This is a genomic window from Pseudomonas sp. 37 R 15, from assembly GCF_900004865.1.
In the GTDB taxonomy this organism is placed as follows: domain Bacteria; phylum Pseudomonadota; class Gammaproteobacteria; order Pseudomonadales; family Pseudomonadaceae; genus Aquipseudomonas; species Aquipseudomonas fluorescens_AM.
Genome location: NZ_CVTV01000051.1, coordinates 58,804 through 76,128 on the forward strand (window position 1 = coordinate 58,804; position 17,325 = coordinate 76,128).

A 17,325-nucleotide genomic window follows, 5' to 3' on the forward strand; every position below is an offset into this window, starting at 1 on the left:
GCATTATGAAATAAGCAGGCCTCTGCTTACAAAGTCTTTACTCGTTTTTCTGCTGCTTGGGCAAGTTATCTGCCGGATTGCAGGGAAATTCTCGAAAAAACCGGGAAATCTCTGTAGGCAAAGTAGCAAATCTGACGCCGACACGGGCAGCGTCAGATGATTGCCATCCCTTATTTCAGGGCCGCGAAGGCGCGCTCGGCCGCATCCAGGGTCAGCTTCAGCTCGGCTTCGCCATGGGCGATCGACGTGAAGCCGGCTTCGAAGGCACTCGGTGCCAGGTACACGCCGCCTTCGAGCATCAGGTGGAAGAAGCGCTTGAACAGGTCGGCATCGCTGCCCATGACGTCATCAAAGGTAACGATGTCGTCGGCGCCGCTGAAGTACAGGCCGAACATGCCGCCGGCTTGCGTGGTGACGAACGGGATACCGGCGGCATCGGCGCGCACCTGCAGGCCGTCCAGCAGGCGGGTGGTGTAGTCGGTCAGCTCGGCATGGAAGCCCGGACGGCTGATCAGGCGCAGGGTGGTCAGGCCGGCCGCCATCGCCAGCGGGTTACCCGACAGCGTGCCGGCCTGGTAGACCGGGCCCAGCGGGGCGATGTGCTGCATGATCTCGCGCTTGCCGCCGAAGCAGCCCACCGGCATGCCGCCGCCGATGATCTTGCCGAAGGTGCTCAGGTCCGGCGTGACGCCGTAGTGCGCCTGGGCGCCACCGAGGGCGACGCGGAAACCGGTCATCACCTCGTCAAAAATCAGCACCACGCCGTGCTTGTCGCACTGCTCGCGCAGACCTTCGAGAAAGCCTGGGGCCGGCGGGACGCAATTCATGTTGCCGGCGACCGGCTCGACGATGATGCAGGCCACGTCCTGGCCGACGTCAGCGAGCATCTGCTCGACGGCAGCGATGTCGTTGAACGGCAGGGTCAGGGTGTGTTTGGCGAAGGCCGCCGGCACGCCGGCCGAACTCGGTACGCCCTGGGTCAGCGCGCCGGAACCGGCTTTTACCAACAGGCTGTCGGAGTGGCCGTGGTAGCAACCTTCGAACTTGATGATGCTGTCGCGACCGGTGAAGCCTCGGGCCAGGCGGATTGCGCTCATGGTGGCTTCGGTGCCGGAGCTGACCATGCGCACCATTTCCATCGACGGCACGATCGAGCAGACCAGGTCGGCCATCTCGGTTTCCATCGCGGTGGGGGCACCGTAGGACAAACCGTGCTGCAGTTGCTGGCGAACGGCGTCCAGCACGTCCGGGTGGCTGTGACCGAGGATCATCGGGCCCCAGGAGCCGACGTAGTCGACGTAGCGCTTGTCATCTTCGTCGGTGACATAGGCGCCTTCGGCATGTTTGAAGAACAGCGGCGTGCCGCCCACGCTCTTGAACGCACGCACGGGGGAGTTCACACCGCCGGGGATGTGTTTCTGGGCATTGGCAAACAGGGTTTCGGAACGGGACATGGTGGAAGTCTCTCTGAAATCAAATCTTGAGAAGGGCATTGAAAGCACGGGCACGGCGCGTGACTTCCTGGGGGCTGTCGGCGCCGAACAGGCCGTGCACCACGGCGAGCAGGTCGGCCCCGTGGGCCACCAGCGGTTCGGCGTTTTCCAGGGTGACGCCGCCGATCACGCAGATGGGCAGGTGCAGGCGTTTGCGCGCCTCGGCCAACATGTCAACGGTGGCGGCCGGGGCGCCGGGTTTGGTCGTGGAATTGAAGAAGCGACCGAAGGCGACGTAACTGGCGCCTTCCTTCGCGGCCTGTTCGGCCAGTTCGATCTGGCTATGGCAGGTGGCGCCGATGATCGCTTTGGAACCGAGCAGCGCCCGGGCCGGGGTCAGCGGGCCGTCGGTCTGCCCCAGGTGCACGCCCACGCCCAGGCGCGCGGCCAGTTCGGCGTCATCGTTGATGATCAATTGGGTCTTGTAGCGCGAGCACAGCTCCCGCAGCTTTTCCGCCTCTCGCAGGCGGCGCGCTTCGTCGCTGCTTTTGTCGCGGTACTGCAACAACGTCACGCCGCCGTCCAACGCCGCTTCGACGTAGACGAGGAATTTGCCGGCCAACAGCTGGCTGTCGGTAATGGCGTAAAGGCCACGTAGTTTCATCGGGCAGGCCTCTCGGTATTAAGAGCAGAAATCCAGCGGCAGACGGCGAGGCACGAACTGGCCCTGACCGAGTCGTTCGGCGTCACGCAGGGTGCGCCAGGTGTAGTCGAGTGCCGACTGCACGGCGCTCACCAACCCTTCACCCTGGGCGATTCGCCCGGCAAGGGTGCTGGCCAGCGTGCATCCCGAGCCGTGATAGCTGCCGGGCAAACGCTGGCACGTATAGGTATGACGGCTGCCGTCGCGGCTGTACAGGCGATTGTGCACTTCGTGCTCATCGCCGTGGCCGCCGGTGATCAGCAGGTGCTTGATGTAGGGCAGCAGCTTCTCGGCGCATTCGTCGGCGCTGCCGTCAGGCAGTTCGGCGAGCATGCGTGCCTCGGGCAGGTTGGGCGTGGCGATCAGCGCCAGGGGCAACAGCCGCTCGCGCATCGCATAGCCGACCTCATCCTTGCCCAGGCTGCCACCGCCGCCGGCACGCAGCACCGGGTCGCACACCACCGGCAGGTGCGGGTGCGCCTGCAGCAGTTCGACCACGGTGTCGACCATGGCGGTGGAACCCAGCATGCCCAGCTTGACCGCCGCGACTTCGGAGTCGCCGAGCACGGCGTTGGCCTGGGCCAGCACCCACTCGCGGTCGAGCACACGAAAGTCACTGACATTGACGGTGTTCTGCACGGTCAGCGCGGTGACGGCCGTAGCGGCGTGGCAGCCCTGGGCGAGCAGGGCTTCGATATCCGCCTGCAAGCCGGCGCCACCACTGGGATCATGGCCGGAGAGACAGAGAACAACGGGGCGAGAGCTGTAGATATTCATGGTGCGCGAGCTTACCACCAAACGCTTTTTGCGTGGCTGTCCGGCGATAGCTGAATGTTGCGCTGCGCCGAGACGTTTCGTGTGGCTGACAATTGTCATCAAATGCGCTGAAAGCCTCGTCCCAGGGCCATCCGAAAAATAGTTCCAATGGTGTCCAATGGCCTTTACCGGCTATGCTAGAGTGGATCCAGACAACTTACTGTATTGCCGGTGTACGTCTTCTCAAAAGGAATGGGGGAGCTTTTTGCCATAACCGGTCAGGCCACGCTGGGGCTCTATGCGCTATTTGCTGATTTTATTATTGTGCGGGCTGCCGCTGCTGGCGGGCGCCGTCGAGTTCAATCAGAGCACCCGAAGCCTGCCATTGGGCCGGGTCATGCAAGTGCTCGAAGACCCAACCGGCGCCCTCACCATCGCCGACGTCAGCTCTCCTGCCTACGCCGCCCAATTCAGGACCCATGACAAGCCCACCCTCAATGCCGGGTATTCGCACTCGGTGTTCTGGCTGAAGGTCAACCTTCATTACACCGCCGTTGACCCACGCTCCCCGCGTACCTGGTTTCTGGAACTGGCTTACCCGCCGCTCAATCGCCTGGATCTGTACCAGAACGACGGCACCGGCAATTACCGCCTCACCACCCGCACCGGCAGCGCGTTAGCGTTTTCCAGCCGCGAGGTGCGACAGAGCAACTACCTGTTCAAGCTCAACTTCGTGCCCGACCAGCGGCAGACGGTCTACCTGCGCTTGCAAAGCCAGGGCTCGATCCAGGCGCCATTGACCCTGTGGGCGGGCACCGCCTATATGGAAGAGCAGCCGCTGCGCTTGTATGTGCTGGGCGCGATCTACGGCGTGTTGCTGGGCATGCTGATTTACAACCTGTTCATTTATTTGAGCGTGCGCGACACCAGCTACCTCTATTACATCCTCTACATTGCCTCGTTCGGCCTGTATCAACTGTCGGTCAACGGCGTGGCCGTGGAATACTTCTGGCCGAACAATCCATGGTGGGCGAATGCGGCGGTGCCGTTTCTGATCGGCGCGGCCGCCTTGTTCGGCAGCCTGTTCGCGCGCAGTTTCCTGCACACCGCGCAGCACAGCCGCTGGCTCGACCGCATCCTGCTGGCGCTGGCGGCCTGCGGCGGGCTGGTCATGGCGCTGGCGCTGCTGACCAGCTACGCGGTGGCCCTGCGCCTGGCCACCGGCCTGGCATTGGTATTCACCGTAACCATCTTCGTGACCGCGATCAAAGCCTGGTATTGCGGCCAGCGCATGGCGCGGTATTTCATCATCGCCTGGTCGGCGTTTTTGCTCGGAGGCGTGGTCAATACGCTGATGGTGCTGGGCTACTTGCCCAACGTATTCCTCACGATGTATGCCAGCCAGATCGGCTCGGCCATTGAAGTCGCGCTGCTGTCCCTGGCCCTGGCCGACCGCATCAATGGTATGCGCGAGCAGCAGGCGCAGATCCTGTTCGACGCCAGCCAGAAGCTCGAAGTGCTCAACCAGCAACTGGCCCGCAGCAACCGGCTCAAGGATGAATTCCTCGCCACCTTGACCCATGAGTTACGCACGCCGATGAACGGCGTGATCGGCTCCCTTGAACTGATGCAAACCGAATCCCTGGGCGACGACCTGGCGCAGTACCAGCAAACCGCCGCCGGTTCGGCGCGGGACATGATGCGCATGGTCAATGGCATTCTCACCCTGACGGAATTGCAGGCCGGCCGCCTGGTTGCTCGACCCCAGGCGTTCGGCCTGCGCGGCGCGCTTGAAACCTTGCGCCAACAGTTCATTCCCAGTGCCCAGGCCAAAGGCCTGGAGTTTTCCATTGACGTTGCCGATGCGGTGCCGGACCGCGTGATCGGCGACGCCGACAAACTGATCCAGTGCCTGGATTGCCTGCTGGACAACGCCTTCAAGTTCACCCACCACGGCGCGGTGCGCTTGCGTGTGGTGGGCATCCCCCAAGCCGATGGCAGCTTGCACCTGAGCTTTATCGTGACCGACACCGGTATCGGCTTCGCCTTCCTCGACGAAGCCACGCTGTACCAGCGCTTCTTCCAGCTCGACGGTTCGATGACCCGTGAATACGGCGGGCTGGGCATCGGCCTGGCGATTTGCCGACAGTTGATCGAGCTGGTGGGCGGGCGTCTCACCCATCATTCGGAACCACGCCGGGGCAGTCGTTTCCAACTGGAAGTGGACGTCAAGCCGATGCCGCCTGCGCCCAAGCCGGCCGGGCAGTCGCTGCCTGTGCAACGCGCGCCGCAGGATTGCACGGTGCTGCTGGTGGACGACAACAGTGTGGTGCAACTGGCGGTGCGGGGCATGCTGCTCAAACTGGGTTACCGGGTCAAAGCCGTGGATGGTGGTCCGGCTGCACTGACCGCTTTGCATGAGAACAGGTTTGATGCGGTGGTGCTGGATGTGCCTGAGGGCGGCTTCTCGTTGTGCTGTCAGATTCGTGCCTTGCCGGGCTGCGGTGAGTTGGCGGTGATCGGCATGAGCACTGCACCTAATGTCACAGACCGCGAGCGCTGCCATGGCATCGGCATGAGCGAGCACTTGGCCAAGCCGGTACGGTTCGAGGCGTTGCAGGCCGTGTTGGAGCGTCTCGTACTGTGTCCGCCAGAGGGCGAAAGCGCCGAGAGTTCGGCACGTATGCCACTTTTTTAACCTTGCAGACGTGCTTAACTGAAAATCAGGCCTCGATATCACGTGGTCTTTTTCCAGGAGGCCCGTCATGAACCTGCACCGGTTTGCCGAAACCCACGACGTCACCAACCAGCCACCGTCCCTGGACGGCACCAACCTGTATCGCATCGATCTGCCCCTGCAAGAGTGGGCGCGTCGCTTTGGCGCCGGCTGGGCCGAATCGCGTATCGATGCCTATGGTGCATTGGCCGGCGGGCCGCTGATGGAGGCCGGCTTCCTGGCCAATCAGAACAAGCCGGTGTTCAGCAGCCATGACCGTTATGGTCACCGGATTGACCTGGTGGAGTTTCACCCCGCCTACCACGAACTGATGCGCACCGCCGTCGAACACGGCCTGCCCTCGCTGCCGTGGGCCCATCCGCAATCCGGCGCCCACGTGGCGCGCGCGGCCATGACCTATCTGCACACCCAGGCCGAAGCCGGCAGCGGCTGCCCGCTGACCATGACCTTCGCCTGCGTCCCGGCCTTGCAGTTGCAGCCAGACCTGGCGGACATCTGGCTGCCGAAGATCCTCTCGACCCAATACGACCCGCGCAACATCGGCATTGCCCACAAAGGCGGCGCCACAATCGGCATGGCCATGACCGAAAAACAGGGCGGCACCGACGTGCGCGCCAACACCACCCGCGCCTACCCGGTGGGCGCGGGCGGTCCGGGGCAGGCCTATGAACTGGTCGGCCACAAATGGTTCTGCTCGGCGCCGATGTGTGACGGGTTCCTCACCCTGGCCCAGACCGACAAGGGCCTGACCTGTTTCCTGCTGCCCCGGCATCGCCCGGATGACACGCGCAACGAGTTCTATATCCAGCGTTTGAAAAACAAACTCGGCAACTGCTCCAATGCCTCCAGTGAGGTGGAGTTTCGCGGCGCCCTGGCCTGGATGATCGGTGAAGAGGGGCGCGGTGTGCCGACCATCATCGAGATGGTCGCCATGACCCGCTTCGATTGCATGGTCGGCTCCAGCGCGCTGATGCGCCAGGCATTGACCCAGGCCAGCCATCACTGCGCCCATCGCTCGGTCGGCGGCCGCGTGCTGAGCGAACAGCCGCTGATGCAGAACGTGCTCGCCGACCTGGCCCTGGAAAGTGAGGCGGCGTTGGCCTTGAGCCTGCGCATGGGCCGCGCGCTGGATCACTTGGACGATGAACGGGAGGCCAAATTCGCCCGGCTGGTGACGGCGGTGGGCAAGTATTGGATCTGCAAACGGGCGCCGGCGATGATCAATGAAGCTGGCGAATGCATGGGCGGTGCCGGCTATGTCGAGGACAGCATCCTGCCGCGTCTGTACCGTGAGGCACCGGTGAATTCGACGTGGGAAGGTTCCGGCAACGTGCAATGCCTGGACGTGCTGCGGGCATTGTCCAAGGAACCCGGTGTGTTGGAAGCGTTGTTTGTCGAGCTGGGCGACGGGCATGGCGACCCCCGACTGGCGCGCCATATCGAGCGGTTGAAGTCAGCGTTCATGGACACCCAGGATATCCAATACCGCGCCCGTCAGCTCACCGAAGATATCGCCCTGGCGTTGCAGGCCAAGTTGCTGCTGGAGGCCGGTAATGCGACGGTCAGCGATGGGTTTGTGGCCAGTCGGTTGGGTGAGTCATCGGGCCGGGTCTACGGCGCCTTGCCGCGAGGGGTGGATGTGGAAGCGCTTGTAGCCCGTTCAACCCCGCCATTTCCTTGAATGAGTGCGGTCAAGTGTGGGAGGGGGCTTGCCCCCGATAGCAGTGTGTCAGCCACTGCATCTGGTGGCTGATACTCAGCCATCTGGGGCAAGCCCCCTCCCACATTATCAACAGCATTCCAATCCGACTGTTTCAGTGGAGCCTGGATACAGGCAAGATAAAGGCCTGCAAGTCCAGAACACAGGATGCTTACCGTGACCGAAGCTTTTGTTGTCGTTCAAACCGCTGAAGAAGCCGTGGATCGGCTGGCGGCCCTGCATGAGCGTGCGACTGGCGCGCTCAATCAAGCCCTCAAGCAATACCTCAAGGACCGCGTCGAACCCGACGCCGAGCAACGCGCGCTGTTTCGCTACCCGGAACTGCGCCTGACCTACCACTGCCACGGCGAAGTCCCACAGACCACCCGGGCCTATGCCAAGGTGCAATTGCCGGGGACCTACAGCGTTACCGTCACCCATCCGGCGGCTTTCCGTAAGTACCTGCTGGAGCAACTGGTGCCGCTGATGCACGACTTCACTGTGACGGTGGAAGTGGGCGTCAGCCAGCAGAACATTCCGTACCCGTACGTGGTGGAGCAGGGCGACGAACTGGCCGGTTCCGGCGTGACCGCCGCGACGCTCGCCCGCGTGTTCCCCAGCACCGACTTGTCCGCCGCCACCGATGGCATCGCCGACGGTCTCTATGACTGGGAAAACACCGACCCGCTGCCCCTGGCCCTGTTCGACGCGGCGCGTGTGGACTTCTCCCTGCGCCGCCTGGTGCACTACACCGGCAGCGACTGGCGCCATGTGCAGCCGTGGATTCTGTTGACCAACTACCATCGCTACGTTGACCAGTTCATCCTGCATGGCCTGGAGCAACTGCGCAGTGACCCTCGCTTTATCCGCATGGTGCTGCCGGGCAACGTAGTGATCGACAAGAGCATGGACCACGGCGAAGCCTCGGCGATTGCTGCCGGTGTGGTCTGGCACCGCTACCAGATGCCGGCCTATCACCTGCAGGCCACTGACGGCCATGGCGTGACCCTGGTGAATATCGGCGTGGGCCCGTCCAACGCCAAGAACATCACCGACCACCTGGCCGTGCTGCGCCCGCACTGCTGGCTGATGATCGGGCACTGCGGCGGGCTGCGCCAATCCCAGACCATCGGCGACTACGTACTGGCCCACGCCTATATGCGTCGCGACGGGATTCTCGACCGCGTGGTACCGCCGAACATCCCGATCCCGGCCCTGGCCGAGGTGCAACTGGCGCTTCAGCAAGCGGCGGCGCACGTCACCGGCGAAAAAGGCGAAGAGCTGAAAAAACGCCTGCGCACCGGCACCGTGTTGACCTACGACGATCGCAACTGGGAACTGCGCTGGGCCCAGGAACGACCGCTGATCAACCTGTCCCGCGCCGTGGCGGTGGACATGGAAAGCGGCACCATCGCCGCCCAGGGTTACCGTCTGCGTGTGCCGTATGGCACGTTGTTGTGTGTGTCGGACAAACCGCTGCACAGCGAGATCAAGTTGCCGGGTTCGGCCAACGCGTTCTACGAGCGCGCCGTCAGCCAGCACTTGAAGATTGGCATCGAAGCCGTCGACCTGCTGCGCACCGAACTCAACTCGCTGCACTCGCGCAAACTGCGCAGCTTCGACGAGCCGCCGTTCCGCTAAGCGGTTGGGATGGTCATTTAGCGGTCAGGCCACTAGCATTGTGAGTCCTGACCGTTAGATGTTCCTTTGCCATGTCCCGTCCCACCCGTCCCGATGCACGCCGCCCCGGCGTGAAACCCCCGCATGCAGGCCCGCGCCGTGTCGCCAAGGCGCCGCCGGCCGAGCCAAAGCTGATCCTGTTCAACAAGCCTTTCGATGTGCTGACCCAGTTCAGTGACGACGGCGGGCGTGCGACCCTCAAGGATTTTATCGATATCCCCGGTATCTACCCGGCCGGCCGCCTGGACCGTGACAGCGAAGGCCTGTTGCTGTTGACCAACGACGGCCAGTTGCAGGCGCGCATTGCCGACCCCAGACACAAGCTGGCGAAAACCTACTGGGTGCAAGTCGAAGGCGAACCGACCGAAGAACAACTGCAACGTCTGCGCGAGGGCGTGGAGCTTAACGACGGCATGACCTTGCCCGCTGAGGCCCGGCAGTTGGACGAGCCCGAATTATGGCCGCGCAACCCGCCCGTGCGCTTTCGCAAAAGCGTGCCCACGCATTGGTTGGAATTGGTGATACGTGAAGGGCGCAATCGCCAGGTGCGACGCATGACTGCGGCGGTGGGCTTGCCGACGTTGCGCCTGGTGCGGGTGCGTATAGGCGACTGGTCTATCGAAGGCCTTGATCAGGGCCAGTGGAGGGCAGTACCGGCGCGTTTATAAGGCGCCGGACTCGATCAGGCCGATCACCACGCTTTTGATGATGAACGCGGCCACGCCCAGGCCCAGCACGAAAAACAGGATGAACGAGCCAAAGCGCCCGGCCTTGGATTTCTTCGCCAGGTCCCAGACGATAAAACCCATGAAAATAATCAGGACAGTGACCAGGCCGGTCATCATCCATTCTTCGAACAGGGCGGGATCGATGTTGTTCATGGGCGCTTCCTACAAAGGCAGGCGGGAAGTATACGGCAGCGTCACAGACGCAACATTGACCTGGGTCGAAACACAATCCAAATGTAGGAGCGAGCTTGCTCGCGAAAAACGTCAACGATACCGCGTGCTTTCTGAATGAACGCGGTGCCTGTGAGTTTTTCGCGAGCAAGCTCGCTCCTACAACAAGCAAGCCCCTCGAACTTCGTTGTTCTCAGGTACGCAGGTGGGTCAATGGCAGTTCGGTGCTGTTGAGCACCTGGTTCAGCACAAAGCTGGAACGCACGCTGGTCACGCCTTCAATCCGGGTCAGGTGCCCCAGCAGCAGCTTCTGGTAGTGATCCATGTCCGGCACCACCACCTTCAACTGATAGTCGGCGTCCATCCCGGTCACCAGGCTGCATTCCAGTACCTGGGGCAAGGTACGGATGGCCGCTTCGAAATTCTCGAAACGTTCCGGCGTATGCCGGTCCATGCCGATCAGCACATAGGCGGTCAGGCTCAGGCCGAGCATCTTGCGGTCGAGCAACGCGACCTGCCGGGCGATGTAACCATCGTCTTCCAATTGCTTGACCCGGCGCGAGCAGGGCGAAGGCGACAGGCCGATACGCTCGGCCAGCTCCTGGTTGGAGATCCGCGCGTCACGCTGCAATTCCGCCAAAATACTCAGGTCGTATCGGTCAAGCTTGCTCATTGGGTTGGCCTTTGTCGTAACTATTGCGGTGAATTATCCATGAAGGGTTAAAAATTGCGCAAGCACTGTTTATTGACGCAATCTTCGCAATCATCCGTCGGACGTGTGCCTGTATCGTTATCAACAGAATCACCGCCTGGACAACAGTCCACTGCAGCCCGCCCAATCAGGCGCGCTGCGGCCGCCACCCCAGCAGGGTTGAGCCGGCCTCCAGGCTGCACACTGTCCACCAGACGGCGTGAGGTGAGCCAACGTCAAAAGCGTTGAGCCAGGACGAAATTCTCAAGGGGTGGCCGACGGGTCACCCCTTTTCTTTTGCGTTCAAGAAAATAGTGCTCGTGACTAATAACCTGTCTCAGAACCGGGCGAGGCTTTCCCAGTCTCATGAACAAGCCCTAACCCGCAGTGAGGAAAAGCATGAAGCGCATCTGGCGTATGGCAGGTGTTGGTTTGCTGGTGGTCAGCGTCGGCACGCAGGTAATGGGCGACGAGCGCGATAACTCACCGGGCCAAGGGCCGCGGCTGCAGGGCGGTGGCCAGCATGAGCGGGGGCCTGAAGGGGGAGGTCGCCCGGAAAACAATCAGCCACGCCCGCAGGCCCCGCAGGTTGATCGCGGCGGCCACAATGGCGGCGGCCAATGGCAAGGGCGCCCGCCGGTCAATGAACCGGGGCGACCGCAGCCGCAGCCACCCAGTAACCTGCCGATTCAGGGCCGGCCCGACACCGTGCGCCAGACCCAGGAACCGCGCCAGGGTTACTACCGCGACATTCCCCGGCGTAACGACGACAACCGGCACTGGGAGGCCGGCGGTCCCGGTTCGCGCCCCGGCTACAATGGACATCCCAGTGATAACCGCTGGGATAACCGCTGGCCTGGCCGCCCCGATGGGCATGGCAACGGCTGGGGCCCGGGCCCGCAGTATCGCCCCGGCTATATCGTCGACCGTTTCCCGGAGCGCAATTACCGTGTGCCGTATCGCGGCCAGGATTACTTTTTCTCCGGCGGTTACTGGTACCGTCCACAAGGCCCGCGTTATGTGGTGGTAAGGCCACCGTATGGCATCCGGGTGCAGTATTTGCCGGACTACGCCCGTGAAGTCTGGGTGGGCGGTTCGCTATTGTTCCTCGCGGCTGGCGCCTACTACGCCTACGAACAGAACACCCAGCAATACGTGGTAGTGGAACCGCCGGCGCAGGTGCCGGCGCCTCAGCCTGCGCCACAAGGCAATGGCTATAACGTGGTGGCCTATCCTGCCAACGGGCAATCCCCGGCTCAGGTACAGCAGGACGGTTACGACTGTTATCGCTGGGCCGCGCAGCAAAGCGGCTTTGACCCGCAGACCGCTACCTACGCCCCCGACCCGGCGGTGGTGCAAACCTACCGCCAGGCCCAGGGTAACTGCTTGAGCAGTCGCGGCTATCAGGTTCAGTAGTAGGGTTTTAAGCTGCAAGCTGCAAGCTGCAAGCTGCAAGCTGCAAGCTACAAGCTACAAGCTACAAGCTACAAGCTTGAGGCTTGAGGCTTGAGGCTTGCAGCTTGCAGCTTGAGACTTATAGCTGATCCGCAGGATCCGCATGCACCAGCACTTCGGCCTTCGGGTAGGCTCGGTGAATGGCGTCGGCGGCTTGGTCGCTGATGCCGTGGGCCACGGACAACGTCAATTCTCCCGGCAGCTCCAGGTGCAACTGCACGAACCAGTGGTTGCCCGACACCCGCGTGCGCAAGTCATGGGCACCCAGTACGCCGGGTACGCCACGGGCCAGGTCCAGCATGTGCTGGCTGATATCGGCCGGCAGCTCCTCGTCCATCAGCACGGCAAAGCTTTCCCGGGCGATCTGAATGGCGCTCCACAGGATGTAAGCGGCGATCCCCAGGCCGAACCAGGCGTCCACCTGATGCCAGCCGAAACCGGCGAGCACCAAGGCCACCAGGATGCTGCCGTTGAGCATCAGGTCGGAGCGGTAATGCAGCGAATCGGCGCGCACGGCGTTGGAGCCGGTTTCGCGGATCACCCGGTGTTGCAGCATCAACAACGCCACGGTCAGCACCAGTGAGAACACGATCACGCCAATGCTCAGCCAGGGCGCGCCGACGGGTTCAGGGTGCTGCAGGCGTTGATAGGCCTGGAGGGCGATCAACACTGCACTGGCGCCGATAAACAGCGCCTGGGCCATGCCCGACAGGGACTCCGCCTTGCCGTGACCGTAACGGTGATCATCATCGGCAGGGCGCAGGGCGTAGTGCACCGCCAGCAGGTTGAGCAGCGAGGTCACGCCATCGAGCAGCGAGTCGGTCAACCCGGCGAGCATGGCCACCGAACCACTGAACCACCAGGCGATGGCCTTGGTGACGATCAACACACAGGCCACGCCCACCGAGGCGCGGGTGGCCAGGCGCAGAAGCCTGGCGTGTTCGGGACTGCTGGTCATGAACTGTCCTTATGCGGCGGGTTGCAGGCCCAGGGACGCCAGTTGGTGCACGCTGCCCTTGAACTGGATCAGGCGCGGGTCGTCCAGCGGCAAGGTGCGGCCGGTTTCCGTCTGGATGATGCTTTGCAGCTTGGCGTTATCGACCTTGCCGTCGGCGCCGATGGCTTCGTGCAGTTTTTCCGGCGCGACCTGGGCGGTCTTGCCCGGTTCGAAGTAGATCGCCCCCGTGGCGAAGTCGACGCCGAACGCGATCAGGCCCGGGATCACGTAGAACAGCAGGCCGACTGCATCGAGCACGGCAATCGCCGGGTCGATCTTGCCGTCGATCTGGCCGCGCCGATCCGGGTAGAAAATCGAACCGCAGGCGGTGAGTTGGCTCAGCAGCGTGACGGCCAAGACGCCGCCGATGACACGGGAAGCGATACGCATGAAAAAGTCTCCTGAACATATTTAAGGGTGACTATAAGCCAGTTCTGCCAGACGCCGATGCTCCCACACTCGACTGCATTCACAGTCCAGACAGTGAGTGTTTTTGAGACCCGCGTCAGCCTCCGGCAGTTCGCCGTTATACTCGCCGCTCTGCTTTGGAGCCAGTATGAATTCGTTGCCGATTGATGATGTTTTACCCGCCCTGCGTGACGCCTTGGCGATTCGCCATGAAGCCGTGCTGGAAGCGCCGCCCGGCGCCGGTAAAACCACGCGCGTGCCCCTGGCCTTGTTGAATGAGCCCTGGCTCGCCGGGCAAACCATCCTGATGCTCGAACCCCGGCGCCTGGCCGCGCGCGCTGCTGCCGAACGCCTGGCCAGCGAGTTGGGTGAAAAGGTCGGTGAGACCGTTGGCTACCGCATCCGCCTCGACAGCAAAGTCGGCCCCAACACGCGTATCGAAGTGGTCACCGAAGGCATCCTCACGCGTCGCTTGCAGGACGACCCGGCGCTGGACGGCGTGGGCCTGCTGATCTTCGACGAATTTCATGAGCGCAGCCTCGATGCCGACCTGGCGCTGGCCCTGAGCCTCAACGGCCGCGACCTGTTTCGCGATGACCAACCGCTGAAAATCCTGCTGATGTCCGCCACCCTCGAAGGCGAGCGCCTGGCCGGCCTGCTGGATGATGCACCGATCCTGCGCAGCGAAGGGCGCATGTTCCCGGTGCAGATGCGCTGGGGGCGACCGTACCAGGCTGGGGAATTCATCGAGCCGCGGGTGGTGAACACGATCCTTGAAGCCCTGCATGACGAGTCCGGCAGCGTGCTGGTGTTCCTGCCGGGGCAGGCGGAGATTCGCCGGGTCCATCAGCAACTGTCCGACGCCTTGGGTCATCAGCCCAACGTGCTGCTGTGCCCGCTGCACGGTGAGCTCGACCTCAATGCCCAACGCGCCGCCATCGACCCTGCGCCCGCCGGTCAACGCAAAGTGGTGCTGGCTACCAACATTGCAGAGACCAGCCTGACCATCAACGGCGTGCGCGTGGTGATCGACGCCGGGCTGGCGCGGGTGCCGCGTTTCGACCCCGGCAGCGGCATGACTCGGCTCGACACCCAACGTATTTCCCGCGCCAGCGCCACCCAGCGTGCCGGCCGGGCAGGGCGCCTGGAGCCGGGGGTGTGTTATCGCTTGTGGTCCGAGGACCAGCATGACGGGCTGGCCGCCTACGGCAGTGCGGAAATTCTCGCCGCCGACCTCGCCGGCCTGGCCTTGCAATTGGCGCGCTGGGGCGTCACGCCCGCACAACTGGTGTGGCTCGATGTGCCACCGACCGCCGCTTACGCTCAGGCCCAGGATTTGCTGGTGCGCCTGGGCGCCTTGAATAAGGACAAGCTCACCGCCCACGGCCAGAAAATGGCCGAATTGCCGGCCCACCCGCGTATCGCCCATTTGCTGTTGCGCGGGCAGGACCTGGGGCTTGCGGCCATGGCGTGTGACGTCGCCGCCTTGTTGGGCGAGCGCGATATCCTGCGCGGCGGCGGTGCCGACTTGCACAGTCGCCTGGCGCTGTTGTCCGGTGAAGAGCGAGCCCGTGGTACCCAGGGCGGGGTACAGCGGGCCAGGCAGTTGGCGCGGCAATATCGCGGCTATCTGAGAGGCAAGGCCACCCAGCCGGTGGCCGACCCCGACCACCCTCGCTGGCTCGGCGCCCTGCTGGCGTTGTCCTATCCGGACCGCGTCGCCCAACAGCGTCGCCCCGGTGGCGCCGAATACCGTTTGGCCAATGGGCGCGCCGCGCTGTTTGCCGAAGCCGACAGCTTGATGAAACAAGCCTGGCTGGTGATCGCCGACCTGGGCAGCCGTCAGGGCCAGCGCGAAGAGCGCATCTACCTGGCGGCGGATTTCGACCCGGCGCTGTTCGACACGGTGCTTGCCGAGCAAGTGCGCAACGTCGACCAACTCGATTGGGACGAGCGCGAAGGCGTGCTGCGCGCCGAACGCCAACGCAAAGTCGGTGAACTGGTGCTCAGCCGTGAACCACTCACCGGTCTTGACGAGGCCGCCCGCAGTCAGGCGCTGGTCAACCTGGTGCGGCGCAAAGGCCTGGAGCTGCTGCCCTGGACCCCGGAACTGCGCCAATGGCAGGCGCGCGTGCTGTTGCTGCGCCAGCTGGAGGCCGGCAAAACCAGCGAATGGCCCGACGTCAGCGACAGCGCTTTGCTTGCCGGCCTGGAACACTGGCTGATGCCCTACCTGGGCAAAGTCTCGCGCCTGAGCCATTTCGCCAACCTGGATATTTCCAGCTACCTGCATAACCTGCTGCCCTGGCCGCTGCCCCAGCGCCTGGAAGAACTGGCGCCGCAGCATGTGAAAGTGCCGTCGGGTTCATCAGTGCGCCTGGACTACAGCGAACACCCGCCGATCCTGGCGGTGCGCTTGCAGGAGTTGTTCGGGCTGGCGGATACGCCACGCATTGCCGGCGGGCGCCAAGTGGTCAAGTTGCACCTGCTGTCGCCTGCGCGGCGGCCGGTGCAGGTGACGCAGGATCTGGCGAACTTCTGGCGCAGTACCTATGCCGAGGTGAAGAAGGATTTGAAGGGGCGTTACCCCAAGCATTACTGGCCGGATGACCCCCTGGTGGCCGAAGCGACCGCCAGGATCAAACCCCGAAAGTAGCCACCCTGGAAATCCCCTGTGGGAGGGGGCTTGCCCCCGATAGCGGTGTACCAGTAACACCTGTACTGACTGACACACTGCCATCGGGGGCAAGCCCCCTCCCACATTTTATTGCGCGGCGGGCAGCAGGAACCGGGCGATCACCGGCAAATGGTTGGAGATGCGCAAGGTATCTTCCTGCCTTACCTTGGCCTCGACCCGCTTGATCCGCGCGCTGTAGAACAGGTAATCCAGTGTCCGATCCGGCCCCTCGAGGCTTGGGTCATTAGGGAAGTGTGTCAGCCATTGCTTGCGGTCGATCCCGCTGGATTCACTGTTGCTCGGGATCATCGGGTATTTGTCCCACAACAGGTGCAACTCACTGTCCGGCGAATACTGGCCGCGTTTTTGCGCATCCAGGCGCAGGAATTGGCCCAGCGGCAGCAGATTGAAATCCCCGCCGATCAACCAGGGCGTGCCACGGCCTTCCAGTTTATCCAGTAACTTCGCGGTGGCCTTCACCTGCTCCTGCACCGCGCTGCGCCCAGGCATGCCGCCGTCCAGGCGCGTGTTGAGCACCGCCAGTTGCCCACCGTCGCTCAGTGGCAGGTACGTCAGCAACAAGGCGGGCCTGGGCTGGAACTGGCGGCTGATGAAGTTGGCATCCGCCGTGGGCAGTTGCAGGCGCTCGGCGTGTTCGATCTGGTAGCGGCTGAGGGTGGCCAGCTTGCGCCCGACGCTGCCGAAGATGGGCAGGCTGGGCACAAAATCGGCTTTCCAGTCGAATGCCTGGGTGCTGCACGGGTAAAGGTCGACCAGCCGCTCCTGCAACAGCGCGAGCTGATCCTGGTAATGGGAGGGCTTGGCGCCTTCGTCGATTTCCTGCAACAGCAGGATGTCGGGCTGTTCGTCGCGGATCACCCGCGCCACTTCGTCGAGGCTGAAGGCCATGTCTTCAACCGTGGGCCGTTCATCCGGGCCGCTGCCGTCGGGGGTGTCGTACCAGAACACGTAGTTCTTGCCGGCCAGGTACTGCACGTTCCAGGTCATCACCTTGAGCGCCTGCCCCGGCAGCAGGGTCGGCGCACGCGGCGCCACGCAACTGACCGGCAGGATCTCCTTGTCCGCCGGGCGCCAGGTCAGGCTGTAGATCAGTGCCGCCAACAGGCCTGCAATCAGTAGCAGGCTCAACACGGTGATGCGCAATAAACGGGTCATCGGCTCGGCTTATG

The 17,325-nt window shown here is 63.2% G+C and carries 14 protein-coding genes; 6 read left to right on the forward strand and 8 right to left on the reverse strand.

The annotated features are described in order from the left end of the window. Nucleotides 1-170: 170 nt before the first annotated feature. From hemL to BFQ04_RS18680, 3 genes are read right to left on the reverse strand one after another with little or no spacing between them, the layout of a single operon-like run. The gene (gene hemL, locus BFQ04_RS18670) at nt 171-1,454 is read right to left on the reverse strand and encodes a glutamate-1-semialdehyde 2,1-aminomutase (RefSeq protein ID WP_065952074.1); all 1,284 of its coding nucleotides are present in this window, start codon (nt 1,452-1,454) and stop codon (nt 171-173) included. A 19-nt stretch (nt 1,455-1,473) separates the two neighbouring features. Further along, nucleotides 1,474-2,097: a thiamine phosphate synthase gene (gene thiE / locus BFQ04_RS18675; RefSeq protein ID WP_065952075.1), complete on the reverse strand. Its 624-nt coding sequence runs from the start codon at nt 2,095-2,097 to the stop codon at nt 1,474-1,476. Between the two features lie 18 nt (nt 2,098-2,115). After that, nucleotides 2,116-2,913: a hydroxymethylpyrimidine/phosphomethylpyrimidine kinase gene (locus BFQ04_RS18680; RefSeq protein ID WP_065952076.1), complete on the reverse strand. Its 798-nt coding sequence runs from the start codon at nt 2,911-2,913 to the stop codon at nt 2,116-2,118. A 277-nt stretch (nt 2,914-3,190) separates the two neighbouring features. Between BFQ04_RS18680 and BFQ04_RS18685 the strand changes: the two genes are divergently transcribed. From BFQ04_RS18685 to BFQ04_RS18700, 4 genes are all read left to right on the forward strand, one after another. Then, complete coding sequence (locus tag BFQ04_RS18685) at nt 3,191-5,590, forward strand: hybrid sensor histidine kinase/response regulator (RefSeq protein ID WP_065952077.1); 2,400 nt, start codon at nt 3,191-3,193, stop codon at nt 5,588-5,590. Between the two features lie 67 nt (nt 5,591-5,657). Continuing rightward, nucleotides 5,658-7,310, forward strand: a complete 1,653-nt coding sequence (locus BFQ04_RS18690; protein WP_065952078.1) for an acyl-CoA dehydrogenase family protein — start codon at nt 5,658-5,660, stop codon at nt 7,308-7,310. Nucleotides 7,311-7,496: 186 nt separating this feature from the next. Further along, nucleotides 7,497-8,969: an AMP nucleosidase gene (gene amn / locus BFQ04_RS18695; protein WP_162515428.1), complete on the forward strand. Its 1,473-nt coding sequence runs from the start codon at nt 7,497-7,499 to the stop codon at nt 8,967-8,969. 71 nt (nt 8,970-9,040) lie between these two features. Beyond that, entirely contained in the window at nt 9,041-9,676 is a 636-nt protein-coding gene (locus BFQ04_RS18700; RefSeq protein ID WP_065952079.1) for a pseudouridine synthase, read from the forward strand. Here BFQ04_RS18700 and BFQ04_RS18705 read toward each other — a convergent pair. Together BFQ04_RS18705 and BFQ04_RS18710 are read right to left on the reverse strand one after the other, a co-directional pair. After that, entirely contained in the window at nt 9,671-9,880 is a 210-nt protein-coding gene (locus BFQ04_RS18705) for a DUF2788 domain-containing protein (RefSeq protein ID WP_032884769.1), read from the reverse strand. The genes BFQ04_RS18700 and BFQ04_RS18705 overlap by 6 nt on opposite strands. Nucleotides 9,881-10,100: 220 nt before the next feature. Further along, the gene (locus tag BFQ04_RS18710) at nt 10,101-10,580 is read right to left on the reverse strand and encodes an Lrp/AsnC family transcriptional regulator (RefSeq protein WP_003194418.1); all 480 of its coding nucleotides are present in this window, start codon (nt 10,578-10,580) and stop codon (nt 10,101-10,103) included. A gap of 417 nt (nt 10,581-10,997) precedes the next feature. On the opposite strand from BFQ04_RS18710, the gene BFQ04_RS18715 reads away from it, so the two are divergent. After that, the gene (locus BFQ04_RS18715) at nt 10,998-12,014 is read left to right on the forward strand and encodes a DUF6515 family protein (RefSeq protein ID WP_065952080.1); all 1,017 of its coding nucleotides are present in this window, start codon (nt 10,998-11,000) and stop codon (nt 12,012-12,014) included. 118 nt (nt 12,015-12,132) lie between these two features. Here BFQ04_RS18715 and BFQ04_RS18720 read toward each other — a convergent pair whose 3' ends face one another. Both BFQ04_RS18720 and BFQ04_RS18725 read right to left on the reverse strand, forming a co-directional pair. Continuing rightward, complete coding sequence (locus BFQ04_RS18720) at nt 12,133-13,011, reverse strand: cation diffusion facilitator family transporter (RefSeq protein ID WP_065952081.1); 879 nt, start codon at nt 13,009-13,011, stop codon at nt 12,133-12,135. A gap of 9 nt (nt 13,012-13,020) precedes the next feature. After that, entirely contained in the window at nt 13,021-13,440 is a 420-nt protein-coding gene (locus tag BFQ04_RS18725) for a polyribonucleotide nucleotidyltransferase (protein ID WP_065952082.1), read from the reverse strand. Nucleotides 13,441-13,606: 166 nt separating this feature from the next. Here BFQ04_RS18725 and hrpB point away from each other — a divergent pair, with 166 nt between their 5' ends. Beyond that, entirely contained in the window at nt 13,607-16,114 is a 2,508-nt protein-coding gene (hrpB, locus tag BFQ04_RS18730) for an ATP-dependent helicase HrpB (protein WP_065952083.1), read from the forward strand. 108 nt (nt 16,115-16,222) lie between these two features. Here the strand turns inward: hrpB and BFQ04_RS18735 are convergent, their stop codons facing one another. Next, complete coding sequence (locus BFQ04_RS18735) at nt 16,223-17,311, reverse strand: endonuclease/exonuclease/phosphatase family protein (RefSeq protein ID WP_065952084.1); 1,089 nt, start codon at nt 17,309-17,311, stop codon at nt 16,223-16,225. Nucleotides 17,312-17,325: the final 14 nt, after the last annotated feature.